General features: G+C 66.6%; 23 protein-coding genes and 1 tRNA gene. 17 read left to right on the top strand and 7 right to left on the bottom strand.

All coding sequences use genetic code 11. From position 1 onward, the window contains the following. The first annotated feature begins 5 nt into the window (after positions 1–5). The 8 genes from SB786_RS11690 to hisC all read left to right on the top strand — a co-directional run bounded on the left by SB786_RS11690 (position 6) and on the right by hisC (position 7,177). Positions 6–1,829: a tetratricopeptide repeat protein gene (locus tag SB786_RS11690; protein ID WP_410727595.1), complete on the top strand. Its 1,824-nt coding sequence runs from the start codon at positions 6–8 to the stop codon at positions 1,827–1,829. After that, positions 1,829–2,449: a lipoprotein insertase outer membrane protein LolB gene (lolB, locus tag SB786_RS11685; RefSeq protein ID WP_410727594.1), complete on the top strand. Its 621-nt coding sequence runs from the start codon at positions 1,829–1,831 to the stop codon at positions 2,447–2,449. Before SB786_RS11690 ends, lolB begins: the two co-directional genes overlap by 1 nt. Positions 2,450–2,476: 27 nt before the next feature. Continuing rightward, positions 2,477–3,358, top strand: a complete 882-nt coding sequence (gene ispE / locus SB786_RS11680; RefSeq protein WP_410727593.1) for a 4-(cytidine 5'-diphospho)-2-C-methyl-D-erythritol kinase — start codon at positions 2,477–2,479, stop codon at positions 3,356–3,358. Positions 3,359–3,411: 53 nt separating this feature from the next. Further along, positions 3,412–3,488, top strand: a tRNA-Gln gene (locus SB786_RS11675). Positions 3,489–3,532: 44 nt separating this feature from the next. Beyond that, on the top strand, positions 3,533–4,495 hold the full coding sequence (locus tag SB786_RS11670) for a ribose-phosphate pyrophosphokinase (RefSeq protein ID WP_006760394.1): 963 nt from the start codon (positions 3,533–3,535) through the stop codon (positions 4,493–4,495). A gap of 162 nt (positions 4,496–4,657) precedes the next feature. Further along, positions 4,658–5,266, top strand: a complete 609-nt coding sequence (locus tag SB786_RS11665) for a 50S ribosomal protein L25/general stress protein Ctc (RefSeq protein WP_006753282.1) — start codon at positions 4,658–4,660, stop codon at positions 5,264–5,266. 118 nt (positions 5,267–5,384) lie between these two features. Continuing rightward, positions 5,385–5,984, top strand: a complete 600-nt coding sequence (gene pth, locus SB786_RS11660; RefSeq protein WP_410727592.1) for an aminoacyl-tRNA hydrolase — start codon at positions 5,385–5,387, stop codon at positions 5,982–5,984. Between the two features lie 125 nt (positions 5,985–6,109). Next, the gene (hisC, locus tag SB786_RS11655) at positions 6,110–7,177 is read left to right on the top strand and encodes a histidinol-phosphate transaminase (RefSeq protein ID WP_410727591.1); all 1,068 of its coding nucleotides are present in this window, start codon (positions 6,110–6,112) and stop codon (positions 7,175–7,177) included. Between the two features lie 93 nt (positions 7,178–7,270). Here hisC and SB786_RS11650 read toward each other — a convergent pair whose 3' ends face one another. From SB786_RS11650 to rsmD, 3 genes are all read right to left on the bottom strand, one after another. Then, positions 7,271–7,537: a YfhL family 4Fe-4S dicluster ferredoxin gene (locus SB786_RS11650; protein WP_006760398.1), complete on the bottom strand. Its 267-nt coding sequence runs from the start codon at positions 7,535–7,537 to the stop codon at positions 7,271–7,273. 59 nt (positions 7,538–7,596) lie between these two features. Beyond that, a complete protein-coding gene (gene coaD / locus SB786_RS11645) occupies positions 7,597–8,094 on the bottom strand; it encodes a pantetheine-phosphate adenylyltransferase (RefSeq protein ID WP_006398238.1) in 498 nt (165 codons plus the stop codon). A gap of 111 nt (positions 8,095–8,205) precedes the next feature. Further along, positions 8,206–8,820, bottom strand: a complete 615-nt coding sequence (gene rsmD / locus SB786_RS11640; protein ID WP_410727590.1) for a 16S rRNA (guanine(966)-N(2))-methyltransferase RsmD — start codon at positions 8,818–8,820, stop codon at positions 8,206–8,208. Positions 8,821–9,020: 200 nt separating this feature from the next. Here rsmD and ftsY point away from each other — a divergent pair, with 200 nt between their 5' ends. After that, complete coding sequence (gene ftsY, locus SB786_RS11635) at positions 9,021–10,187, top strand: signal recognition particle-docking protein FtsY (protein WP_410727589.1); 1,167 nt, start codon at positions 9,021–9,023, stop codon at positions 10,185–10,187. Positions 10,188–10,286: 99 nt separating this feature from the next. Here the strand turns inward: ftsY and maiA are convergent, their stop codons facing one another. Further along, positions 10,287–10,931, bottom strand: a complete 645-nt coding sequence (maiA, locus tag SB786_RS11630; protein ID WP_410727588.1) for a maleylacetoacetate isomerase — start codon at positions 10,929–10,931, stop codon at positions 10,287–10,289. Between the two features lie 188 nt (positions 10,932–11,119). On the opposite strand from maiA, the gene ybiB reads away from it, so the two are divergent. Together ybiB and leuA are read left to right on the top strand one after the other, a co-directional pair. After that, on the top strand, positions 11,120–12,094 hold the full coding sequence (ybiB, locus tag SB786_RS11625; protein ID WP_410727587.1) for a DNA-binding protein YbiB: 975 nt from the start codon (positions 11,120–11,122) through the stop codon (positions 12,092–12,094). A gap of 404 nt (positions 12,095–12,498) precedes the next feature. Then, the gene (gene leuA, locus SB786_RS11620) at positions 12,499–14,145 is read left to right on the top strand and encodes a 2-isopropylmalate synthase (RefSeq protein WP_410727585.1); all 1,647 of its coding nucleotides are present in this window, start codon (positions 12,499–12,501) and stop codon (positions 14,143–14,145) included. Positions 14,146–14,288: 143 nt separating this feature from the next. Here leuA and SB786_RS11615 read toward each other — a convergent pair whose 3' ends face one another. Beyond that, complete coding sequence (locus tag SB786_RS11615) at positions 14,289–14,672, bottom strand: nuclear transport factor 2 family protein (RefSeq protein ID WP_410727584.1); 384 nt, start codon at positions 14,670–14,672, stop codon at positions 14,289–14,291. A 45-nt stretch (positions 14,673–14,717) separates the two neighbouring features. Further along, positions 14,718–15,287: an acyloxyacyl hydrolase gene (locus tag SB786_RS11610; protein WP_410727582.1), complete on the bottom strand. Its 570-nt coding sequence runs from the start codon at positions 15,285–15,287 to the stop codon at positions 14,718–14,720. A gap of 359 nt (positions 15,288–15,646) precedes the next feature. Between SB786_RS11610 and rpoH the strand changes: the two genes are divergently transcribed. The 6 genes from rpoH to SB786_RS11580 all read left to right on the top strand — a co-directional run bounded on the left by rpoH (position 15,647) and on the right by SB786_RS11580 (position 23,173). Continuing rightward, positions 15,647–16,582 carry an RNA polymerase sigma factor RpoH gene (rpoH, locus tag SB786_RS11605; RefSeq protein WP_410727581.1) on the top strand — a complete coding sequence of 312 codons (936 nt, stop codon included), beginning with the start codon at positions 15,647–15,649 and terminating at the stop codon, positions 16,580–16,582. 328 nt (positions 16,583–16,910) lie between these two features. After that, entirely contained in the window at positions 16,911–17,189 is a 279-nt protein-coding gene (gene cydP / locus SB786_RS11600) for a cytochrome oxidase putative small subunit CydP (RefSeq protein WP_410727580.1), read from the top strand. Continuing rightward, a complete protein-coding gene (locus SB786_RS11595; RefSeq protein ID WP_410727579.1) occupies positions 17,179–18,759 on the top strand; it encodes a cytochrome ubiquinol oxidase subunit I in 1,581 nt (526 codons plus the stop codon). The genes cydP and SB786_RS11595 overlap by 11 nt, the downstream gene beginning before the upstream one ends. A 31-nt stretch (positions 18,760–18,790) precedes the next feature. Then, complete coding sequence (gene cydB / locus SB786_RS11590) at positions 18,791–19,927, top strand: cytochrome d ubiquinol oxidase subunit II (protein ID WP_410727578.1); 1,137 nt, start codon at positions 18,791–18,793, stop codon at positions 19,925–19,927. Positions 19,928–19,980: 53 nt separating this feature from the next. Further along, positions 19,981–20,103: a cytochrome bd-I oxidase subunit CydX gene (gene cydX / locus SB786_RS11585; RefSeq protein ID WP_006483737.1), complete on the top strand. Its 123-nt coding sequence runs from the start codon at positions 19,981–19,983 to the stop codon at positions 20,101–20,103. A 586-nt stretch (positions 20,104–20,689) separates the two neighbouring features. After that, positions 20,690–23,173: a family 20 glycosylhydrolase gene (locus tag SB786_RS11580; protein WP_410727577.1), complete on the top strand. Its 2,484-nt coding sequence runs from the start codon at positions 20,690–20,692 to the stop codon at positions 23,171–23,173. 408 nt (positions 23,174–23,581) lie between these two features. On the opposite strand, the gene nagE is transcribed toward SB786_RS11580, so the two are convergent. Continuing rightward, positions 23,582–25,345 carry an N-acetylglucosamine-specific PTS transporter subunit IIBC gene (gene nagE, locus SB786_RS11575; protein WP_410727576.1) on the bottom strand — a complete coding sequence of 588 codons (1,764 nt, stop codon included), beginning with the start codon at positions 25,343–25,345 and terminating at the stop codon, positions 23,582–23,584. Between the last annotated feature and the right edge of the window lie 67 nt (positions 25,346–25,412).

Raw genomic sequence — 25,412 nt, 5'->3', positions numbered from 1 at the left:
TTTCCATGACTCTGCCCTCGAAGCTGCTTCTGAAGCGCCCCGCCGCCGAGCACGGCGCGCGCGTCTTCCCGGTCCGCCGTGCGCTCGGCGCCGCGCTGTTCGCCGCCTGGACCCTCACCGCCTTCCCGGCTCACGCGCAGGATCCGGCATCGGACGACGCGCAGCCGCAGGGCGCGTTCGAGCATGTGATGGCGGACGAGCAGAAGAATCTCCCCGGCGCCCCGCTGACGAGCCAGATCGTCTACCAGGTGCTGGCCGCCGAAGTTGCGCTCCAGCGCAACCAGCCGGCGCCGGCCTACCAGACCTACCTCGCCCTCGCCCGCGACACGCGCGATCCGCGCATGGCGCAGCGCGCGACCGAGATCGCACTGGGCGCGCAAAGTCCGGCCGACGCACTGTCCGCAGCCAATCTGTGGCGCCAGTACGCGCCCGATTCGAACCGCGCATCGCAAGTCGACGCCGCGCTGCTGGTGCTCGCGGGCAAGCCGGCCGACGCGCAGCCGATGCTCGCGCGCGAGCTGGCCCGCGCGACCGGCGAAACGCGCGGCCCCGCGATCCTCGCACTGCAGGCGCTGCTGGTGCGCGGCTCCGACCGCGTCGCCGGCCTCGCGGTGCTGAAGGACATGCTGAAGAACGACATGAACCGCCCCGAGGCGCAGCTCGCGATCGCGCGGCAGCAACTGGCGGTCGACGACAAGGAAGGCGCGGCGCGGTCGCTGAAGCAGGCGCTGCAGATCCGCCCTGACTACCTGCCGGCGGCGCTGATGCTGTCGCAGATGGGCCCCGCGGAGCGCGCGGCCGGCATCGCGTCGTTCGAGAAATATGTTCAGCAGAATCCGAAGTCGCGCGACGGGCGGCTCGCGCTGTCGCAGCTCTATCTCGCCGACGACCGCCTTGACGACGCGCAGAAACAGTTCGAGACGATGCGCAAGCTCGACTCGAAGGACCCGACGCCGCTGATGGCGCTCGCGCTGATCAAGATCCAGCAGAAGAAGCTCGACGACGCGAGCGCGTACCTGAAACAGTACGTGCACCTCGGCGACAAGCAGTCGAACCTCGATGTCGGCCAGGGCTACATCTACCTCGCGCAGATCTCGATCGAGCAGGGCAACGACGCGCAGGCGTCGCAATGGCTCGACAAGGTCGACCAGACGAGCCAGCACTACCTGCCGGCGCAGATCACGCGCGCGCAGCTGCTACAGAAACAGGGCAAGACCGACGAGGCCCGCAAGGTGCTCGACGACCTGCCGATCAGCGATCCACGCGATGCGGCCGTGGTCGCGCGCACCGACGCGTCGATCCTGTTCACCGCAAAGCGCTATCCGGAAGCCGAGGCGCGGCTCGGCCAGGCGGTCCAGGACTTCCCGGACGATCCCGACCTGCGCTACGACTACGCGATGGCGGCCGAAAAGACGGGCCACTACGCGACGATGGAAAAACAACTGCGGGAGTTGATCCGCACGCAGCCCGACAACCCGCAGGCGTACAACGCGCTCGGCTATTCGCTGGCCGATCGCAATCAGCGCCTGCCGGAGGCCAGCAAGCTGATCGACAAGGCACTGTCGCTCGCGCCGAACGACGCGTACATCATGGACAGCCTCGGCTGGGTGAAATACCGGATGGGCGACACGACCGGCGCGGCCAAGGTGCTGCAGCACGCGTTCGAGTTGCAGCCGAACGCCGAGATCGGCGCGCACCTCGGCGAAGTGCTGTGGAAAAGCGGCGCGCAGGACGATGCGCGTATCGCATGGCGAGCCGCGCAGAAGCTCGAGCCCGACAACGACACGCTCGTGCAGACGCTGAAGCGCCTCCAGATCAACGGCCTCTGATGCGGATGTTCCCGATGCTTTCCCTGTCTTCCCGCGCGCTGCGCACGCTGGCCGCGGCCGGCGCGGCGCTCGCGCTCGCTGGCTGCGCGAGCACGCCGCCGTCGGCGAACGCGCCGGCCGGCGCCGCGTTGCAGACGGCCGCGACGCATGCGTACCATGGCCGCTTCGCGGTGCAGTACAACGACCGTCTCGGCAGGCAGCAAAACGTGTACGGCAACTTCGACTGGCTGGAGCACGGCGGCGACGTGTCGCTCGAACTGCGCAGCCCGCTCGGCCAGACGCTCGCGGTCGTGAAATCGACGCCGCAAGCCGCAACGCTCGAACTGCCGAACCGCCAGCCGCAGTACGCGACCGACGTCGGCGAGCTGATGCAGAACACGCTCGGCTTCTCGCTGCCGCTGGCCGGCCTGCGCTACTGGCTGCTGCCGACACCCGCGCCCGCGACGCCCGCGCAGACGGAACGCGACCCGGCCGACGCGACGCACGTCAAGCAGATTCGCCAGGACGGCTGGACGATCGACTACCTCGCCTACGCGGACGCACCGGCCACCGGCGTCAAACGCGTCAACCTCGTGCGCGCGACGCCGCCGCTCGACATCAAGCTCGTGCTCGATCAGTGAGCACGTGAACCTAGCCCCGACATACGCATGACCGATTCGACCCGCTCGCTGCGCGACTGCCTTGCGCCCGCGAAACTCAACCTGTTCCTGCACATCACCGGCCGTCGCCCGAACGGCTATCACGATCTGCAAAGCGTGTTCCAGCTGCTGAACTGGGGCGACACGCTGCACTTCACGCTGCGCGACGACGGTCGCGTCGCACGCGTCACCGACGTGCCGGGCGTGCCCGAGGAAAGCGATCTCGTCGTGCGCGCGGCCAACCTGCTGAAAGCGCATACGGGCACCACGGCCGGCGTCGACATCGAGATCGACAAGTGCCTGCCGATGGGCGCGGGCCTCGGCGGCGGCAGCTCCGACGCGGCGACGACGCTGCTCGCGCTGAACCGCCTGTGGCGGCTCGACTTGTCGCGTACGGAACTGCAATCGCTCGCGGTAAAACTCGGCGCCGACGTCCCGTTTTTCGTTTTTGGAAAAAATGCGTTCGCAGAGGGTATCGGAGAAGAATTAGCTGAGGTAGAATTGCCGACTCGCTGGTTCCTGGTTGTGACGCCGCGAGTTCATGTCCCCACCGCTGAAATTTTTTCAGACGAGTTGTTGACAAGAAATACGAAGCCGGTCACAATTGCTGACTTTCTTGCACAGCAAAACAGCGATGCGGGATGGCCAGACAGTTTCGGCCGGAACGATATGCAGCAAGTTGTGACAAGTAAGTACGCGGAAGTTGCGCAGGTGGTCAAATGGTTGTATAATGTGACCCCCGCGAGGATGACCGGCTCCGGAGCAAGCGTGTTTGCAGCGTTTCAAAGCAAGCACGAGGCAGAAGCGGCGAAAGCCAAGCTGCCCACCGGTTGGAACGGTGCAGTTGCCGAGAGTCTGAACGAGCATCCGCTCTTCGCTTTCGCGTCATGAAGTTTTGCTTTGCCGGATGGCCTACAAGTCCGGTGAAGTTATCAGTTGAGTGTAGGGGAGTCGCCAAGTTGGTCAAGGCACCGGATTTTGATTCCGGCATGCGAGGGTTCGAGTCCTTCCTCCCCTGCCAAAAATTTTCCCGCATTTCCCGCCCAAGCCTGAAGCAGGTGCACGATGAGCAGCCACAGCCATGATGGCCTGATGGTCTTTACTGGCAACGCGAATCCCGCGCTCGCCCAGGAAGTCGTCAATATCCTTGGAATCCCCCTCGGCAAAGCAATGGTCAGCCGTTTCTCCGACGGCGAGATTCAGGTCGAGATCCAGGAAAACGTGCGCGGCAAGGACGTCTTCGTCCTGCAATCCACGTGCGCGCCGACGAACGACAACCTGATGGAACTGATGATCATGGTCGACGCGCTCAAGCGTGCGTCAGCCGGCCGGATCACCGCTGCCATCCCCTACTTCGGCTATGCCCGCCAGGACCGTCGCCCGCGCTCGGCGCGCGTCGCGATCTCGGCGAAGGTCATCGCGAACATGCTGGAAATCGCCGGCGTCGAGCGGATGATCACGATGGATCTGCACGCCGACCAGATTCAAGGCTTCTTCGACATCCCGGTCGACAACATCTACGCAACGCCGATCCTGCTGGGTGACCTGCGCAAGCAGAACTACTCGGATCTGCTCGTGGTATCGCCGGACGTCGGCGGCGTGGTCCGCGCCCGGGCACTCGCGAAGCAGCTCAACTGCGATCTCGCGATCATCGACAAGCGTCGTCCGAAAGCGAACGTCGCCGAAGTGATGAACATCATCGGTGAAGTCGAAGGCCGCACCTGCGTGATCATGGACGACATGGTCGATACGGCCGGCACGCTCTGCAAGGCTGCGCAAGTCTTGAAGAATCGCGGTGCGAAGCAGGTGTTCGCGTATGCGACGCACCCGGTGCTGTCGGGTGGCGCGGCCGAGCGTATCGCCGCATCGGAACTCGACGAGCTGGTCGTCACCGATACGATCCCGCTGTCGGCCGAATCGCTGGCCTGCTCGAAGATCCGCTCGCTGACGAGCGCGAGCCTGCTGGCCGAAACGTTCTCGCGAATCCGTCGCGGCGACTCGGTGATGTCGCTGTTCGCCGAATCCTGATCGCGTAACGACACGAAAAAGCATGCGCGGAAAGCGAAGCGGCAACGCTTCGCTTTTTGCACAATCGGACGGGATAGACGAAACCCCGCCCGTTTCATCAGGGGCCGCCATTTCGCAGGCCCCGTTTTACTGCCTGGTCGCGGGCAGCTAATGGAGAATCACATGAAAGTCGTCGCTTTCGAGCGCCAAGAGCAAGGTACGGGTGCGAGCCGCCGCCTGCGCAACGCTGGTAAGACCACGGGTATCGTCTACGGTGGCGAAGCTGCCCCGCAAAAGATCGAACTCGATCACAACGCGCTGTGGCACGCACTGAAGAAGGAAGCCTTCCACTCGTCGATCCTCGATCTCGAAGTGGCCGGCCAGTCGCAACAGGTTCTGCTGCGCGACGTGCAATACCACCCGTTCAAGCAACTCGTGCTGCACGTGGACTTCCAGCGCGTCGACGCGAAGAAGAAGCTGCACACGAAGGTGCCGCTGCACTTCCTGAACGCTGAAGTCAGCCCGGCAGTGAAGCTGTCGAGCGCAGTCGTCTCGCACGTCGCGACGGAAATCGAAATCGAGTGCCTGCCGTCGGCTCTGCCGGAATTCCTCGAAGTCGACCTGTCGAAGATCGAAGCAGGTCAGTCGCTGCACGCGAAGGACATCGCTCTGCCGAAGGGCGTGGCGCTGGTCGCGCACATCGACGCGGAAAACCCGGTTGTCGCATCGGCGACGATCCCGGCTGGCGCCGTGTCGGACGCAGCAGGCGAAGGCGAAACGCCGGCTGCCTAAGGGCTGCCCACGCGCCCGTTCGATCCGTTTCACGAAACGGTCGACGCAACCCGCCGCGGCTCGCCCGGCGGGTTTTTCTTTTTCTGCGCCCAGGCGGCGCTGCCGCCTACGAAACGTCATGATCAAACTGATCGTCGGCCTCGGCAACCCCGGGGCGGAATACACTGCGACACGCCACAACGCCGGCTTCTGGCTGGTCGACCAGCTCGCCCGCGAAGCCGGCGCGACGCTGCGCGACGAGCGCCGCTTCCATGGCTTCTACGCGAAAGCGCGCCTGCATGGCGAGGAAGTCCACCTGCTCGAGCCGCAAACCTACATGAACCGCTCCGGCCAGTCGGTCGTCGCGCTCGCGAGTTTCTTCAAGATCCTGCCCGACCAGATCCTCGTCGCACACGACGAGCTCGATCTGCCGCCCGGCACCGTGAAGCTGAAGCTCGGCGGCGGCAGCGGCGGCCACAACGGCCTGAAGGACATCTCCGCGCACCTGTCGTCGCAGCAATACTGGCGGCTGCGCATCGGCATCGGCCATCCGCGCGACCTGATCCCGGAAGGCGCGCGTGCCGGCGCGAAGCCCGACGTCGCGAACTTCGTGCTGAAGCCGCCGCGCCGCGACGAGCAGGACGTGATCGACGCATCGATCGAGCGCGCGCTCGCCGTGATGCCGATGGTCGTCAAGGGTGAACTCGACCGCGCGACGATGCAGCTGCATCGCAACTGAAGCCGCACCGGCACGGTGCAACGTGCCGTCCGGCGGCGCCGGGCGGCCTCTCGGTTCCGTGCAATTGCGCACCGCGTCGCCCACATGCGGTAATCTGGTCGTTTTTGCCCGTCAGGAGCCAAGCGGTGAGCCGTTACTGGAGCGACGTCGTTCAGCAACTCGTGCCTTATGTGCCGGGCGAACAGCCCGCACTCGCACACCCCATCAAGCTGAACACCAACGAGAATCCCTATCCGCCTTCGCCGCGCGTCGTCGCGGCGATCGCACGCGAACTCGGCGACACCGGCGACACGCTGCGCCGCTATCCCGACCCGCTCGCGCGCGCACTGCGCGAGACGGTCGCGGCCCATCACCGCATCGAGCCCGAACAGGTCTTCGTCGGCAACGGCTCCGACGAAGTCCTCGCGCACGCATTCCAGGCACTGCTCAAGCATGAGCGGCCGCTGCGTTTTCCCGACATCTCGTACAGCTTCTATCCGACCTACGCGCGCCTGTACGGCGTCGAGACCGCGGTCGTGCCGCTCGCGGACGACTTCTCGATCCGTGTCGACGACTATCTCGACGACGCGGGCGGCGTGCTGTTTCCGAACCCGAACGCGCCGACCGGGCGCGCGCTGCCGCTTGCGGACATCGAACGGATCGCGGCCGCGAACCCGTCGTCGGTCGTGCTGATCGACGAAGCGTATGTCGATTTCGGCGCGCAATCGGCGATCACGCTGATCGACCGCTATCCGAACCTGCTCGTCGTGCACACGACGTCGAAGGCGCGCTCGCTCGCGGGCATGCGCGTCGGTTTCGCGTTCGGCGATGCGGCGCTGATCGACGCGCTCAATCGCGTAAAGGACAGCTTCAACTCCTATCCGCTCGACCGGCTCGCGCAGGCCGCCGCCCAGGCGGCATACGAAGACACCGATTATTTCGACGCGACCTGCCGGCGCGTGATCGACACCCGTGCGCGCCTCACGCATGCACTCGAGGCGCTCGGCTTCGACGTCGTGCCGTCGGCCGCGAATTTCGTGTTCGCGCGCCGTCCCGCGCACGATGCGGGCGCGATCGCGGCAAAGCTGAAGGATCGGGAAATTTTCGTGCGGCACTTCCGCGCGCCGCGCATCGACCAGCATTTGCGCATCACGGTCGGCACCGACGCGGAATGCGATGCGCTCGTCGCGGCGCTGCGCGAGCTGATCGACTGAAGCACAAGCGGGAAGCGTAACCGGCGCCGAGCGGCGCCGGTCGAGGAAATCGTGACGTCGTGACGCGCGCGTCACGACGGGGTCACTGCTGGGTCACTGCGCGTCGTCGCCCTTCGCGGCGGTCAACGCGTGATACTTCTCCATCAACTGCGCGTGCGATTCGTCATGCTGCGGATCGCGCGGAATGCATTCGACCGGACACACCTGCTGGCACTGCGGTTCGTCGAAATGGCCGACGCACTCGGTGCACTTGTTCGGGTCGATCACGTAGATATCCGGGCCCATCGAAATCGCGCCGTTCGGGCACTCGGGCTCGCACACGTCGCAATTGATGCACTCGTCGGTAATCATCAAAGACATACTGATCTCACTTCTTCAGGCCGGCGGCCGGCTTCGCGATGAAACCGGCCGGCGCCGCGTCACGCGGCGGGGCCTCCCATCGCGGCGACTTTCTCGGTCAGCCACTTCTCGACGGACGGGAACACGAATTTGCTGACATCGCCGCCCAACTGCGCGATTTCGCGCACGATCGTCCCCGAGATGAACTGGTATTGATCGGACGGCGTCATGAACATCGTCTCGACGTCGGGCAGCAGATAGCGGTTCATCCCCGCCATCTGGAACTCATACTCGAAATCGGACACGGCACGTAGGCCGCGCACGATCACGCGCGCGTTGTTGGTGCGGACAAAGTCCTTCAACAGGCCCTTGAACCCCATCACCTTCACGTTCGGATAATGGCCGAGCACCTCGTTCGCAATCTTCAGACGTTCCTCCAGCGAGAAGAACGGCTTCTTCGCGCGGCTGTCGGCCACACCGACCACCAGCGTATCAAAAATACTCGACGCACGCCGCACGAGGTCTTCATGCCCGCGCGTCAGCGGATCGAACGTACCGGGATACACGGCGACTACCATGTCGCTCCTCCTGTCATCACGCAAACGGGGTGGCAGCCGTGCGATGCGCACGCCACTGCCGAGATGGGCATGCGTCGCCTTTCCGGCGCGCCGCCTCGTATGGAACGCGCATTATTCATCATTTTCGCGCTGCAGCAAATGGTAGTGAACCGCACCGGCCTTGCCGTGCTTTACCACCTGCCAGCCGGCGAGCGCTTCGTGCGCGGCCGGGTCGAGTTCCGCCGCCGTCTCGACGTAGAGCAAGCCATCCGGCGCGACGAGCGGCGCCGCCAGCGCGATCACGCGATCGAGCACGGCCGGCTCGCCGAACGGCGGATCGAGGAACACGACGTCGAACGCGCCCGGGGTCAGCCCGGCCGCGAGCCGCAGCGCGTCGGCTTCCGCGACCTCGACCGAGCGCGCGCCGAGCTTGTCCTTGATCGCACGCAGCTGCTGCGCCGCGCGCGGGTGGCGCTCGACCATCACGACGCTCGTCGCGCCGCGCGACGCGGCCTCGAACCCGAGCGCGCCGGTGCCCGCGAACAGGTCGAGGCAGCGCCGGCCGTCGAGATCCTGGCCGAGCCAGTTGAACAGCGTCTCGCGCACGCGATCGGGCGTCGGCCGCAGGCCGTCGAGATCGAGCACGGCGAGCGGCGTGCGTTTCCAGTCACCGCCGATGATGCGGATCGTGTGCGGCTTGCCGCGGCCGGAAGGGGCCGCCGGGCGGCCGGAAGAGGAACGGGACATACGGAATATCGACGACGGAGGGACCGGGTGTGCACGGGGGCGCACCGCCAAACAGGCGCACGTTACCACAGCGGCGGCACCGGCTGACGCGAGTGCCTCGCCGCACTGATAAAATGCACGGTTTCGGCCGCCGTGCGCACGCCCGACAGCCCCTGCCGCGCTCCACCTCGCGGCGCCCGCCCTCTTCCCGACGTCAGACCATGTTCAGCTTCTTCAAACGATTCAAGAAAACGCAGGAGTCCGACTCCACGGAATCGCAGTCGGCCGACGCGCTGCAACCGGACGAGCCGTCCGACGCGCCCGCCCCCGATGCCCGTCAGGCGATCGAAGCACCGCCCGCCCCCGCGCAACCGCAACCGCAACCGGCAGCGCCGGCCGTCGTGATGACGGTCACGCCGACCAACGACGGCAGCGACGACGTCGTCGAAGCGGTCGAGATCGTGCCGCCGCCGACGCAGGACGCCTCCGCGAAAAAATCGTGGCTCACCCGCCTGAAAACGGGGCTCGCGAAGACGGGTTCGAGCATCACCGGCGTGTTCGTCAACACGAAGATCGACGAGGATCTGTACGAAGAACTCGAGGCCGCGCTGCTGATGTCCGACGCCGGCGTCGATGCGACCGAGTACCTGCTCGGTGCGCTGCGCGAGAAAGTGCGAACGGGGCGGCTGACCGATCCGCAGCAGGTGAAGAGCGCGCTGCACGACCTGCTCGTCGAACTGCTGAAGCCGCTCGAGAAATCGCTGATGCTCGGCCGCGCGCAGCCGCTCGTGATGATGATCACGGGCGTGAACGGCGCGGGCAAGACCACCAGCATCGGCAAGCTCGCAAAGCATCTGCAGAGCTTCGACCAGTCGGTGCTGCTGGCAGCGGGCGACACGTTCCGCGCGGCCGCGCGCGAACAGCTGGCGGTCTGGGGCGAACGCAACAACGTGACGGTCGTCCAGCAGGAAAGCGGCGACCCGGCCGCGGTGATCTTCGACGCGGTCAGCGCCGCGCGCGCGCGCAAGATCGACGTGATGATGGCCGACACGGCCGGCCGCCTGCCGACGCAGCTGCACCTGATGGAAGAGCTGAAGAAGGTGAAGCGCGTGATCTCGAAGGCGCACGACGGCGCGCCGCACGAGGTGCTGCTCGTGATCGACGCGAACACCGGCCAGAACGCGCTCACGCAGGTGAAGGCCTTCGACGACGCGCTCGGCCTCACGGGCCTGATCGTCACGAAGCTCGACGGCACCGCCAAGGGCGGGATCCTCGCCGCGATCGCGCGGCAGCGCCCGGTGCCCGTCTACTTCATCGGCGTCGGCGAGAAGGTCGAGGACCTGCAGCCGTTCAGCGCCGTGGAATTCGCGGACGCGCTACTCGACTGAACGCCGCCGGCCGCACCGCACGGGGCGCCTTCGGGCGCCCTTTTTCATGCGCGCCGGAAACCGCCAGCCGCGGCCGCGACATCGCTCGGCGTCACCGCGTCACTCGGCGTCGGGCTGCACGCCGGGCTCGGCGGCCTTGAACGCGTCGAGCGTCGACGCATAATCGGCCACCCGCTGGATCGTCGGGAAGCGCGTCGTATCGATCGAGAAACGGTTCGCGTTGAACACCTGCGGCACGATGCAGATATCCGCGAGCGTCGGCGTGTCGCCGAAGCAAAGCTTGCCGGTACGCGGATCATTCGCGAGGCGCGTCTCGAGCGACGCGAAACCCGCCTCGATCCAGTGCCGGTACCACTCGTTCTTCGCTTCCTCCGGCACCTTCAGCGTGTGCTTCAGGTACTTCAGCACGCGCAGGTTGTTCAGCGGATGGATCTCGCACGCGACCTGCAGCGCGATCGCCCGCACATACGCGCGGTCACCCGGCTGCTTCGGCAGCAGCGCAGGTTCGGGATGCATTTCCTCGAGATATTCGATGATCGCGAGCGATTGCTGCAGCGTGGCATCGCCGTCGATCAGCGTCGGCACGACCGCATCCGGATTCACCGCGCGGTAGGCGTCCTTCAGTTGCTCGCCGCCGTCGCGCAGCATGTGCACGGGGACCGTTTCGTACGGCAGCCGCTTCAGGTTCAGGGCGATCCGCACGCGGTACGACGCGGAACTGCGGAAATAGCTGTAGAGCTTCATGGGATGTCTCTCGTAGTCGTATTCGGCCGGCGACGGCAAGCGCAGGGCCCCGCCGGGAACCCGAGTTTAGCGCGCCGCGCGGTGCCGACGCGCGCGGCCGCCCTTGGGCGAGCCGCGCGCATGCGATACTCGGGGCATTCCTGACCGTTCACCGCGCGGCCCGATGCCGGCCGCCCGCCCCACGCCCGATGACCGCTCCCCACGACCCCGCAGCCTCGCCGTTCCCTTGCGCCCGCTTCATCAAGGAAATCGGCCGCGGCCCGCACGGCGCACGCGCGCTATCCGCCGAAGACACGTTCGAGCTCTATCGCGCGATGCTCGATGGCCGCGTGTCGGACGTCGAACTCGGCGCGATCCTGATCGCCTATCGCCTGAAGGGTGAAAGCGCCGACGAACTGGCCGCGATGCTCGCCGCCGCGCAGGCGTCGTTCGAACCCGTGCACGTGCAGGATGCCGCGTTCCGCCCGGTGTCGATTCCGAGCTACAACGGCGCGCGCAAGCAGCCGAACCTGGTGCCGCTGCTCGCGCTGCTGCTCGCGCGCGAAGGCGTGCCGGTGCTCGTGCACGGCGTCGAGCGCGATCCCGGCCGCGTGACGAGCGCGGAGATCTTCTCGGTGCTGTCGATCGCGCCGTCGACGTCGCACGACGCGATCGAGGACACGCTCGCCGAGCGCCGCGTCGCGTTCGCGCCGATCGATGCGCTGGCGCCGCGCATCGCGCACCTGTTGGCGATGCGCGGCGTGCTCGGCGTGCGCAACTCCACGCACACGCTGGTGAAGATCCTGCAGCCGTTCGCGCCGCCCGGGCTGCGGCTCGTCAACTACACGCATCCGCCGTACCGCGAGAGCCTCGCGCAACTGTTCCGCGATCATCCGGACGCCGCGCTCGGCGGTGCGCTGCTCGCGCGCGGCACCGAAGGCGAAGCGGCGGCCGACACGCGGCGCCAGGTGCAGGTCGACTGGCTGCACGATGGCGTGTGCGACACGCTGATCGAGGCCGAGCGCTCGTCGACCGACGCGCCGCCCGTCGTGCTGCCCGAATCGCGCGACGCGGCGACGACGGCCGCCTGGACGGACGCCGTGCTGCGCGGCGAAATCCCCGTGCCCGACGCGCTCGCGCGGCAGGTCGCGACGATCGTGCGGATCGTGCGGACCGCACCGTGACCGCAGCGTGAACGGTATCCGGGTCGGCCCTCTTTCGCGCCGACCTTTGAACCGACCATTTGACACGCGCACGCATCCTGGCATAGAGTTGTCGCCATGCGTTCCTTTCCGAACACCCTCCGAATTACCTCCGGCCGCCTAGCGCGGTCGCTATCGCTACGACTAGCCTAAGGCTCTCGTAGCGCCGTGTGCTGTCCGCACGGTCCCTCCAGCAGTTCCTCGCAGCACCCTTCTCGCAGTTTTTACAACCCGAAGTCGTCAGCATTCGTCCGTCTATCCGTCGGTCGATTCGCGAAGATCATCCGCATCCGCGGCGCCGTTTCCGGCGCCACGGTGCGAGGCAGCGCCAACCGTCGCCCTCGCCGCCCGTCTTCGCTCGCGACTCGAGACCCGAGGTCCAGAAGATGAAGCGCAACCCGCAAGACAAGTACCGTCCGTTCGAACCCGTCCGCCTCAATGGCCGCCGCTGGCCGACCCGCACCATCGAGCGTGCGCCGGTCTGGATGAGCACCGACCTGCGCGACGGCAACCAGTCGCTGATCGAGCCGATGAGCATCGAGCAGAAGCTGGAATTCTTCGACATGCTGGTTGCGATCGGTTTCAAGGAGATCGAAGTCGGTTTTCCGTCGGCGTCGCAAACCGACTTCGATTTCGTCCGCAAGCTGATCGACGACAAGCGCATCCCCGACGACGTGACGATCGAAGTGCTCGTGCAGTCGCGCGAAGACCTGATCGCACGCACCTTCGACGCGCTCGAAGGCGTGCCGCGCGCCATCGTGCACCTGTACAACGCGATCTGCCCGTCGTTCCGTCGCATCGTGTTCGGGATGTCGAAGGACGACGTGAAGGCACTCGCCGTCGACGGCACGCGCGTCATCAAGGAACATGCGGCGGCCCGTCCGGACACGCACTGGACCTACCAGTACTCGCCGGAAACGTTCAGCATGACCGAACTGACGTTCGCGCGCGAAGTGTGCGACGCGGTCGCGCAGGCATGGCGGCCGACCCGCGATCACAAGATGATCGTCAACCTGCCGGCGACCGTCGAAGCCGCGAGCCCGAACGTGTTCGCCGACCAGATCGAGTGGATGGACCGCAATCTCGCGTATCGCGACAGCATCGTGCTGTCCGTGCATCCGCACAACGATCGCGGCACCGCGGTCGCGGCCGCCGAACTCGCACTGCTCGCGGGCGCCGACCGCATCGAGGGCTGCCTGTTCGGCAACGGCGAGCGCACCGGCAACGTCGATCTCGTCACGCTCGCGCTGAACCTCTACACGCAGGGCATCGACCCGGGCCTCGATTTCTCCGACATCGACGCGGTGCGCCGCGTGGTCGAGCGCTGCAACCAGATTCCGGTGCATCCGCGCCATCCGTACGCGGGCGACCTCGTGTTCACCGCGTTCTCCGGCTCGCACCAGGATGCGATCCGCAAGGGTTTCGCGCAGCAGCGGCCCGACGCCGTGTGGGAAGTGCCGTACCTGCCGATCGACCCGGCCGACCTCGGCCGCAGCTACGACGCGGTGATCCGCGTGAACAGCCAGTCCGGCAAGGGCGGCGCGACGTTCCTGCTCGAACGCGGGATGGGCTTCACGCCGACGCGCCGCGTGCAGATCGAGTTCAGCCACGCGGTGCAGACGCTCGCCGACGCGTCCGGCGAGGAAGTGACCGGCGATGCGATCTGCGCGCTGTTCGCCCGCGAATTCTTCGAGACCGCCGGCCCGGCCGCGCGCCACGGTGACGCCGCGCGCTGGCAGAACCGCGACATCGCGGTCGCGCCGCCGGCCGACGCGACGCCCGAAGACGCCGTGCAACGGATGGCCGCGGCCTTCGCGACGGCGGCCGGCGCGACGATCGACGTCGCGTCGTGCGAACACGCGCGCACGACGGACGGCAGGATCGCGGTATCGGTCGGCTGCCGGATCGGCGATGCGCCGCTGCGGCATGGCGTCGGGGTACACGCCGATCCGGCGAGCGCCGCGCTCGACGCGGTCGTCAGCGCGATCAACCGCTCGGCCTGGCATTGCGCCGACCGACGCGCGGCGGCCTGAGCACCGGGTTTCGCTTCAGGGTTCGAACGTCAGGGAGCGGGGCGTGACCGCCCGTGCGCCGCGCGATCCGCGCCGCACGGGTCAGCAAAAAGCGGCCCAGGAGGCCGCTTCGGTCGGGACATGAAAAGGAGCGCCACGCGCGCTCATGTCTCGGTCGCGCACCGCGTCGCCTGCCACGCCAGCAGGCGCCAGCGGCCCTGCTCGTGGGTGTGGACGGCCGTATAGGCGATCGGAAACACCAGCCCGCCGTTGTTCGTTTCCATCTCGATCAGCGCGCGCCCGGTGACGACGCACGTGGCGTCGCCGACGGGCAGCAGCTCCTGCGACTGGATTTCGATCTGGCGATAGCGACGGCGGCCGGCGACGATTGCGTCGATGAACTGCCGCTTGGTTTCGCGTTTGCCGTTGGTGTGCACGAAGAACACCTTGTCCGACAACTGCGCGTCGAGCGCCTCGCCGTCCCCGTCGACCATCGCCCGGAACCGATCGCGCTCGAGTGCGCGAATCGCATCGACCACCTTCGTCATCGCCTGACTCCTCGGCAACGCGCCCGCCGTGCGCGGGCGTGCGGATCAGAAGTTGTACTGCACGTAGAACTGGTGGAAATTTATACCAGGATTCGGCTCTTTGATACCCGCGTTAGACACATGTTGAAAACGGTAACCGAGCTGATACTGTTGGCGTGCTCCAAACTGCGCGCCGACACCGACCACGTCCGCGAACTGGAAGGATGTCGACAGCGACAGATTGTTCGAGATCGTCGGGTGAGTCAGGAACCGGATGCCGGCGCCGGCCTCGATGAACGGGCGAACCTGGCCCGCGCTCTTGATGAAACGGAACATCGGCGTCGCGCCGAACTCCCCGAGATTGGCGTGAACGTTGCCGCCCGTATGCCAGTAGCCGACGTGGCCTTCCATCACGAACGCGAAGTGCCAGCCGCCGATTTCCCACCAGTTCCAGCCCGGATCCCACACCACGGCGAGATCGGCCTTGTCGATCCCGCGGCGATCGGAAAAACCGCCGCCCGCCTGGATCCCCCAGCGGTCAGCGAACGCGGCCCCCGATCCGCCCAGCAGTGACGCGGCCAGTAGCGCATGCAGGGTAAGCCGGCAACGGGACCGACCATTCTTCTTATTGTTCATCTGACACTCCAACTTTGCGTGTTGAATGGAGCCGTGCGCAGCAGCCGGCCCGAAGCGAACTGAATGGTATGGTAAAGGACTTTTCGAATCGGCATCACGAAGCGAAATTGTTTGCTTCCAAAACTACAAAAATCGAAAACGTCTACTGATTACCCTCAGAAACAACGGTTTACGGAACTTCCACCCGGGTCCCCGGCCGCAAATTAGACTATCGACTCGACAAGTCCGATAGAAAAACGGGGAACTCGGATGCCCACGCGCCCTCTAAGGGTTAGCACTCAGATTACGGGAGTGCTAAGATGGTCCCCGGAATGTCATCCGAGACCAGGGTTTGTCCCTGATTCCAAAGGAGTTTTTTAGTGAGCCACGCCCTGACCCTTCCGAACACCCTGAGCCCGACGCCGGCTAAGGCCGAATCGGCAGGCTCGCTGGCGCTCGCAACTCATTCGATGTTGCCGGGCCAGCTTGGCAACATCGACGCGTACATCCAGGCCGTCAACCGGATCCCGTTGCTGACCGCCGAGGAAGAACGCCGCTACGCGACCGAATTCCGCGAAGACAACAACCTCGACTCGGCCCGCCGCCTCGTGCTGTCGCACCTGCGGCTCGTCGTGTCGATCGCGCGCAACTATCTCGGCTACGGCCTGCCGCACGGCGACCTGATCCAGGAAGGCAACATCGGCCTGATGAAGGCGGTGAAGCGTTTCGACCCGACGCAAAACGTGCGCCTGGTGTCGTACGCGATCCACTGGATCAAGGCCGAGATCCACGAGTACATCCTGCGCAACTGGCGGATGGTGAAGGTCGCGACGACGAAGGCGCAGCGCAAGCTGTTCTTCAACCTGCGCAGCCACAAGAAGAGCATGCAGGCGATGACGCCCGAGGAAATCGACGGCCTCGCGCAGGAGCTCAACGTCAAGCGCGAAGACGTGACCGAGATGGAAACGCGCCTGTCGGGCGGCGACATCGCGCTCGAGGGCCAAGTGGACGACGGCGAGGAGTCGTATGCGCCGATCGCCTACCTGGCCGATTCGCACAACGAGCCGAGCGCCGTGCTCGCCGCGCGTCAGCGCGACATGCTGCAGACGGACGGCATCGCGCAGGCGCTCGAGGCGCTCGACGCACGCAGCCGCCGGATCATCGAGGCGCGCTGGCTGAATGTCGACGACGACGGCGCGGGCGGCTCGACGCTGCACGATCTCGCGGCCGAATTCGGCGTGTCGGCGGAACGCATCCGCCAGATCGAAGCGAGCGCCATGAAGAAGATGCGCACCGCCCTCGCCGAATACGCGTAAATCCGCGATTTAGAACGCTTCACCCAAAACCGCTGCCCGACCGGCAGCGGTTTTTTTTCGTCCGTCGTTTCCTGCGTCGCTTCGCCAATTAGTCGACCTTATCGACCGGCTTTCCGACGGATTCCGGCCTCATCCGCATACCGTTGATCTACCTCAAGTTTTGGCCCGCAATTCGCGACGGTCTGCCGCAGCGCGGCACTCGGCAGCGGAAAGCCGGCGCTTTAAAATTGGCATGTCGGCTTAAAAGGATTAAAACAGCTTAAGTGCCGTCATAAATCCGACGTAAAGTCGCCCCAAAACCAACGCAAATCGATTCAGGATAATCGCCTTGATCTCGATCAACAAACAGCCGGCGCCGCCTCCCCCGCAGGCCGCCGGCACGATCGGCTGGCGCGCGCGCATCGCCGCATGGGCGCGCGGCCCGACCCTCATGCGCGACATCACGCTGGTGCTGATCGTCAAGCTGATCCTCCTGATGTCGCTCAAATACGCATTCTTCAATCATCCGCAGGCCAAGCACATGTCGCTGCCGCCTGCCGTCGTCGCCGAGAAGCTGCTCTCGGTGCCGGCTCCTGCATCTACCGAGGGAGACCACCATGATAAGTAGCGAAGTCGTCGATCTGTCACGTCTACAGTTCGGCATCACGGCGCTCTACCACTTCCTGTTCGTGCCGCTGACGCTCGGCCTGTCCTGGCTGCTCGTCATCATGGAAGCCGTCTACGTGATGACCGGCAAGCAGGTCTACAAGGACATGACCCAGTTCTGGGGCAAGCTGTTCGGGATCAACTTCGCGATGGGCGTGACGACCGGCATCACGCTCGAATTCCAGTTCGGCACGAACTGGTCGTACTACTCGCACTACGTCGGCGACATCTTCGGCGTGCCGCTCGCGGTGGAAGGCCTGATGGCGTTCTTCCTCGAATCGACGTTCGTCGGTCTGTTCTTCTTCGGCTGGAACCGCCTGTCGAAGGTCAAGCACCTGATGGTCACGTTCCTCGTCGCGCTGGGCTCCAACCTGTCCGCGCTGTGGATTCTCGTCGCGAACGGCTGGATGAACAATCCGGTCGGCGCGGAGTTCAACTACCAGACGATGCGCATGGAGATGACGAGCCTGTTCGACGTGCTGTTCAACCCGGTCGCGCAGGTGAAGTTCGTGCACACCGTGTCGGCCGGCTACGTGTCGGCGGCGATGTTCGTGCTCGGCGTGTCGTCGTGGTACCTGCTGAAGAAGCGCGACGTCGACTTCGCGCTGCGCTCGTTCGCGGTCGCGGCCGGCTTCGGCCTCGCGGCGACGCTCTGCGTGATCGTGCTCGGCGACGAATCGGGCTATACGACCGGCGAAGTGCAGAAGATGAAGCTCGCCGCGATCGAATCCGAATGGGAAACGGCGCCCGCGCCGGCCCCGTTCACGCTGATCGGCATTCCGAACCAGGAGGAACAGCGCACCGACTACGCGATCAAGATCCCGTACGCGCTCGGCCTGATCGCGACGCGCTCGATCGACGAGCCCGTGATCGGCCTGCGCGAGCTCGCGAAGCTCAGCGAGGAGCACATCCAGAGCGGGATGGTCGCGTACGGCGCGCTGCAGAAGATCAAGCAGGGCGACACGAGCGAGGCGACCCGCGCGTTGTTCGACCAGCACAAGCAGTATCTCGGCTACGGGTTGATGCTCAAGCAGTTCACGCCGAACGTGACGGACGCGACGCCCGAGCAGATCAAGGCCGCCGCGAAGAAGACGATCCCGCCGGTCGCGCCCGTGTTCTTCTCGTTCCGGATCATGGTGGCCCTCGGCTTCCTGTTCGTCGCGACGTTCGTTGCCGCGTTCTGGTTCTGCGCGCGCCGCGAGTTGCTGCAGGACAACCGCCGGTGGTTCCTCCGCTACGCGGTGTGGGCGATCCCGCTGCCGTGGATCGCGATCGAATTCGGCTGGATCGTCGCCGAGCTCGGCCGCCAGCCGTGGACGATCGCCGGCGTGCTGCCGACGCACCTGTCCGCGTCGAGCCTGCAGCCGAGCGACCTGTACCTGAGTCTCGCCGGCTTCATCCTGTTCTACACCGCGCTGTTCGTCATCGAGATCAAGCTGATGTTCAAGTACGCGCGCCTCGGCCCGTCGTCGCTGCATACCGGCCGCTATCACCACGAACTCGCCGCTGCCGGCGAGCGGGCCGCGGTTTGAGCACGCCCTCGCAACCGAACAAGGAATCGCTATGGACTATGCAACTCTCAAGCTGATCTGGTGGCTGCTCGTCGGCGTGCTGCTGATCGGCTTCGCCGTCACCGACGGCTTCGACATGGGCGCGACCGCGCTGCTGCCGTTCCTCGGCAAGACCGACGACGAGCGCCGCATCATCGTCAACACGGTCGGCGCGACGTGGGAAGGCAACCAGGTGTGGCTGATCACGGCCGGCGGCGCGATGTTCGCCGCATGGCCGCTCGTCTACGCCGCGTCGTTCTCCGGCTTCTACTTCGCGATGCTGCTCGTGCTGTTCGCGCTGTTCTTCCGGCCGGTCGGCTTCGACTATCGCAGCAAGCGGCCCGACCCGCGCTGGCGCGCGGGCTGGGACTGGGGCCTGTTCGTCGGCGGCTTCGTGCCGGCGCTGGTGTTCGGCGTCGCGTTCGGCAACCTGCTGCAGGGCGTGCCGTTCAAGTTCGACAGCGACCTGCGGGTGACTTACTACGGCGGCTTCTGGGCGCTGCTGAACCCGTTCGCGCTGCTTTGCGGGCTCGTCAGCCTCACGATGCTCGTCGCGCACGGCGCCGCGTTCATCAAGATGAAGACCGACGGCGTGATCGCGCGCCGCGCGTCGATCGCACTGCGCGTGTCGGCGCTCGTTGCGGTCGTGCTGTTCGTGCTGGCCGGTGTGCTGGTCGCGTCGACGATCGGCGGCTTCCACATCACGCACGCCGCGCCGAACGACACGGTCGCGAACCCGCTGCTGAAGGACGTCGCCGCCGGCTCGGGCCTGTGGCTCGCGAACTACGGCGAGTATCCGTGGATGATCGCGGCGCCGCTGGTCGGGATCGCGGGCGGCCTGCTCGCGCTGCTGCTCGCCGGCTCCAGGCAGGAAAAGACGGCGTTCTTCTGCACCGGCCTGATGATCACCGGCGTGATCCTGACCGCGGGGTTCTCGATGTTCCCGTTCATCATGCCGTCGTCGCTCGACCCGCGCAGCAGCCTGACCGTGTGGGATTCGACGTCGAGCCACATGACGCTGCAGGTGATGCTGTTCGCGGTGATCGTGTTCCTGCCGATCGTCCTGCTCTACACGAGCTGGGTCTATCGCGTGATGCGCGGCAAGGTCACGCGCCAGACGCTCGAAGAGAACGAACATTCGATGTATTGAACCCGGCCGAGGGCGCACGCGCCCTCGCCTACCGTTTCGCAAGGAGTCGGACCATGTGGTATTTCAGCTGGATTCTCGGTATCGGCGTCGCGCTGTCGTTCGGCATCGTCAACGCGATGTGGCTCGAAGCGCGGCAAAAGCCGCAGGAAGCGCCGGTGCGCGCACGCCGCGACTGACGCGGGGGCGGGGGCGGCGCGCCATCGCCCCGCCACCGCTGCGTCCGGAACGAACCTCGCTTCATGCGAGGTTTTTTTTCGTCCGGACAGCGGCGTGCCCGCGCGGTCGGTCGATGCCAATTTAGCGCCAGATTGATACCACTTGAATACCAATAAAAGGTTTCATATGATCGTTGGACGCGGCCGCCAACGGGCCGCATCCATTTGAGTGGGGGAGACATGCGAATCCTGTGTGTGGCGCGCGCCTGCGCGTCGCGTCGCCGCTTGCGTGCGGCGGCCGGTTGCCGGGTGACGGCGCTCGCCGTTGCCGTCGGGCGCGACCACCCCGATACCACCGGCGACGCACGCGTCGACGCCGCCGCATCCGCCGCCCATTCCCGATGAACGCGCCGACGTGCGCTCGCCGATCGGATCGGCACGCGTGTCCGCCTCCCGTTCCGTAACGCACGCGACTCGCGTGCCGAATACGTCCGGCGCAACCGCCTCGCGCCGGACGCTGGTGTCCCCGCAGCTCCGTTGAAAGTCCCGACCGCGGCGACGTCGTCCCACGACGCCGCGAGGCCCCCCTTTTTTCTCAGGAGTTCGAATGAAGAACACGTTGCCCTCCCTGTTGACCGGCTTGCTGATCGCGGCGCTGTTGCCGGCCGCGACCTGCGCCGAGCCGGTGCAAACCGCCGCCGGCGCGATCGCCGGCACCGCCCGGCCGGCCACGCAGCCGGCCGATCTCGCGGCATTGCTGTCGAATGGCCTCGCGTTGCGCGTCTCCGTGGACAACAACCACGCGGCCGCGGCCGGCGTGCCATGTGCGGACCTCGGCGCCGACGGCGCGGCCTGCGCGACGGGCCGCCTGTTCCTGCAGAACCGCGGCCACCAGCCGATCGCCGACGGTGGCTGGAAACTCTACCTGCACAGCATCCGCCGCCTGCTGCGAATCGACCGTCCGGGTTTCGCGCTACGTCGGCTCACCGGCGACCTGTACGAGCTGACGCCGCAGCCGGGATCGGTACGGCTCGCGCCCGGCGAACGCATCGAGCTGCCGTTCGTCGCCGAATACTGGGTGCGGCGCTACAGCGACGTGATTCCGCGGCCATACGTCGTCGTCGACGGCGCACCGCCCGCGGTGCTCCGCTACAACGACACCGACAACGAGCTTCGCTACGTCGAATCGCTGCCGCCCGACGCGCAGAACAACTCGACGGGCAACGCGCCGGCCGTCGCCGCGCGGCCCGACGCGAGCCGCGCGCTGCCGAGCGTGAAGCGCGAGCAGCCGCTGCCCGGCGCGCTCGATCTGCGCGGCGTCGAGCTCGTGCTGGCCAACCTGCCCGACACGCAGGTCGCGGCGCTGCGCGAACGCGCGACGACGCTCGGCCTGGACGGCGCACGCGTGCCGGTGTTCGGCGTGGTCGCACCGCGCCGGCTGCCGGCCGATATCGCGACGCCGGGCGGCTACCGGCTCGCGATCGGGCCGCGCGGCGTCCTCATCGAAGGCTACGATCGCGCCGGCCTCTACTACGGCGTGCAGACGCTGTTCTCGCTTGCCCCGGCCGGCGGCGGCACGATCCCGGCGCTGCTCATCGAGGATGCGCCGCGCTTCACGCATCGCGGGATGCACGTCGATCTCGCGCGCAACTTCAAGCAACCGGCGACGCTGCGCCGCCTGATCGACCAGATGAGTGCGTACAAGCTCAATCGCCTGCACCTGCACCTGTCCGACGACGAAGGCTGGCGCATCGAGATTCCCGGCCTGCCCGAGCTGACCGACATCGGCGCGCGCCGCTGCCACGACCCGAGCGAGACGCGCTGCCTGCTGCCGCAACTCGGCTCCGGCCCCGACGACCGCTCGGGCGGCGGCTACCTGACGCGCGCCGACTACGTCGCGCTCGTGCGCTACGCGGCCGACCGCTTCATCGACGTGATTCCCGAAATCGACATGCCCGCGCACGCGCGCGCGGCCGTCGTGTCGATGGAGGCGCGCTACCGCCGGCTGCATGCGGCCGGCCGCGAACAGGACGCGAACGCGTACCGGCTGCTCGATCCGCAGGACACGTCGAACCTGACGACGGTGCAGTTCTACGACCGGCGCAGCGACCTGAACCCGTGCGTGCCGGGCGCGCTCAACTTCGCGTCGAAGGTGATCCGCGAGATCGCGGCGATGCATGCGGACGCGCAGGCGCCGCTGCGCATCTGGCACTACGGCGGCGACGAAGCGAAGAACATCCTGCTCGGCGGCGGCTTCCAGCCGTTGAACGGCACCGATCCGAACAAGGGGCGCATCGACCTCGCCGCGCAGGACAAGCCGTGGGCGCGCTCGCCCGCGTGCACGGCGCTGCTCCAGCGCGGCGAGATCAAGTCGATCGACGAGCTGCCGACGCGCTTCGCGAAACAGGTGAGCGCGGCGGTCGACGCGAACGGGATCGGCACGATGGCCGCGTGGCAGGACGGCATCAAGCATGCGAGCGGGCCGCAGGACTTCAGCACGCGGCATGTGATGGTGTCGCTGTGGGACACGATCTTCTGGGGCGCGTCGGACAGCGCGCGCGACCTGAGCGGCAAGGGCTACCAGACGGTGCTGGCGCTGCCGGACTACCTGTACTTCGACTTCCCGTACACGCTGAACCCGCGCGAACGCGGCTATTACTGGGGTTCGCAGGCAACCGACGAGTACAAGGTGTTCTCGCTCGCGCCGGAGAACCTGCCGCAGAACGCCGAAGTGATGGGCGATCGCGACGGCAACGCGTTCGAGGTGACCGGCACGGGCCCCGCGCCGCGCATCGAAGGCATCCAGGGTCAAGCCTGGGGCGAGGTGATGCGCAACGACACGTTCCTCGAGTACATGGTCTACCCGCGCCTGCTCGCGCTCGCCGAACGCGCGTGGCACCGCGCCGACTGGGAGCTGCCGTACGCGGCCGGCGTGCGCTACAAGCGCGGCGACACGCACCGCGTCGACACGGCCGCGCTGCAGCGCGACTGGGCCGGTTTCGCGACGCTGGTCACGCAGCGCGAATTGCCGAAGCTAGAGCGGGCCGGCATCGGCTACCGGAAGCCGACCTTCACGCTGACGAACCCGTGAACGATCGAGCGGCCGAGCGGCTGGCTGGCTGAGCGGCCGATCGGTCGACGAGGAGTCGAGCGGCTGACCGCTGATCGGTGATCGGTGATCGGTGATCGGTGATCGGTGATCGGTGATCGGTGATCGGTGATCGGTGATCGGTGAGCGCCGAGCGCCGAGCGGCTGGCTGGCTGGCTGGCTGGCTGACTGGCCGAGCGGTCGAGCGGCTGACCGCTGACCGCTGATCGGTGAATCGCTGAGCGGCTGACCGGCTGACCGGCTGACCGGCTGAGCGATGCTCGATGCGCGATGCGCGATGCAGACGAACGCATCGCGCATACGCCCCGCCAATGAAAAACGGCTTGCGACACATCGCAAGCCGTTTTCGTTTTGCTGCGCTGCGACCCGGACCGGGCCGGCCTCAGCGCATCAGGCCGGTTGCGCGGCCGCGCCGCCGCCCGTCGACGGCAGACGTGCGCCGAGCTGTTCAGCGTAGCGTGCCGCCGCGTTGCCGCAGACGATGTGGAACGTATCCGGCGACACCCATGCGACATCGAGTGCACCGAGGCGCTCACGATCGACCGCCGATGCGTCGCGCACGACGACACGCAGGCGCGTGGTCGCGATCGCGTCTAGCGTTGCGACGTTGGTCGCCCCGCCGAACACCGCGAGCCAGCGCAGCGGATCGGGATCGAGCGGGCCGGCCGCCGCGCCCGTGACCGGCTGCGCGGCCGCCGCCGTGGCCGGCGCCGCGGCACCGGTCGCGCCGCTGCCGATCGCCGAACGCATTTCGTCGGCAATGATGTCGGCCTCGGGCCCGATGATCACCTGCACGCTGTTGCCGCCGCGCTTGAGCACGCCGCGCGCGCCGATCGACTTCAGTTCAGGCTCCGACACCTTCTCCGGGTCGACGACGCTCAGGCGCAGGCGCGTCGTGCATGCGTCGACGACCGTCAGGTTGCCCGCTCCGCCAAGCGCGGCGATGTAGCGCAGCGCACGCGGCGCGGCCGCCGCGGCACCGGCAGCCGGCGCGACGAAACCGCCCGATGCGAACGACTCGGTCGCCGCATCGGCCGAGGCCGGCTCGCGGCCCGGCGTCGCCATGTTGAACTTGCGGATGAAGAAGCGGAACAGCCCGTAGTACGCGACACCGTACGCGATGCCGAGCGGAATCGCGATCCAGCCCTTCGTCGACAGCCCGTAGTTCAGCATGTAGTCGATCGCGCCGGCCGAGAACGTGAAGCCGAGCTTCACGCCGAGCAGCTGGCAGATCGCGAGCGACAGCCCGGTGAGCACCGCGTGGATCACGTACAGCACCGGCGCGAGGAACATGAAGCTGAATTCGATCGGCTCGGTCACGCCGGTCAGGAACGACGTGAGCGCCATCGAGAACAACAGGCCGCCGACCATCGCGCGGCGCTCCTTTGGCGCTTCGTGCAGCATCGCGAGACACGCGGCCGGCAGGCCGAACATCATGATCGGGAAGAAGCCGGCCATGAAGGTGCCCGCGGTCGGATCGCCCGCGAAGAAGCGGTGCAGGTCGCCGTGCACGATCTCGCCGCCGGCCGGCGGCGTGAAGTTGCCGAACACGAACCATGCGAGCGAGTTGATGATGTGGTGCAGGCCCGTGACGAGCAGCAGGCGGTTCAGGAAGCCGAACACGAACGCGCCGATCGCGCCCGCCGTCGTGAGCCACTGGCCCGCCGCGTCGATTGCATGCTGGACCGGCTGCCACACGTATCCGAACACGATGCCGAGTATCACGCACGCGAGCCCCGTGATGATCGGCACGAACCGCTTGCCGCCGAAGAACGCGAGGTAGTCCGGCAGCTTGATGTCCTTGTAGCGGTTGTACAGCAGCCCCGCGACCACGCCCGCGATGATCCCGGACAGCACGCCCATGTTCAGCTTGGGATCGATGTCCTTCATGATCGCGGTTTCGATCAGGTAGCCGATCGCGCCCGCGAGCGCCGCCACGCCGTTGTTGTCCTTCGCGAAACCGACCGCCACGCCGATCGCGAACAGCAGCGGCAGGTTGTCGAAGATCGCGCCGCCGGCGTCGGCGATCATCTTGATGTTGAACACATCCGGCTGCCCGAGCCGCAGCAGGATGCCGGCGACCGGCAACACCGCGATCGGCAGCATCAGCGCCCGGCCCAGGCCCTGTATCTTCAGAAACGGATTCCCGTCCATTCAGTCCTCCAGTCGATGTCTCGTCGTGAATCGTCGTTGAACGAATTGCTTTCGTGGTGAAACGGGT

Source organism: Burkholderia sp. SIMBA_062 (genome assembly GCF_046534765.1).
Taxonomy (GTDB): Bacteria; Pseudomonadota; Gammaproteobacteria; order Burkholderiales; family Burkholderiaceae; genus Burkholderia; species Burkholderia ambifaria.
The sequence above is the reverse complement of the archived record's forward strand: the minus strand, read 5'-3'. Positions and strand labels throughout refer to the sequence as shown.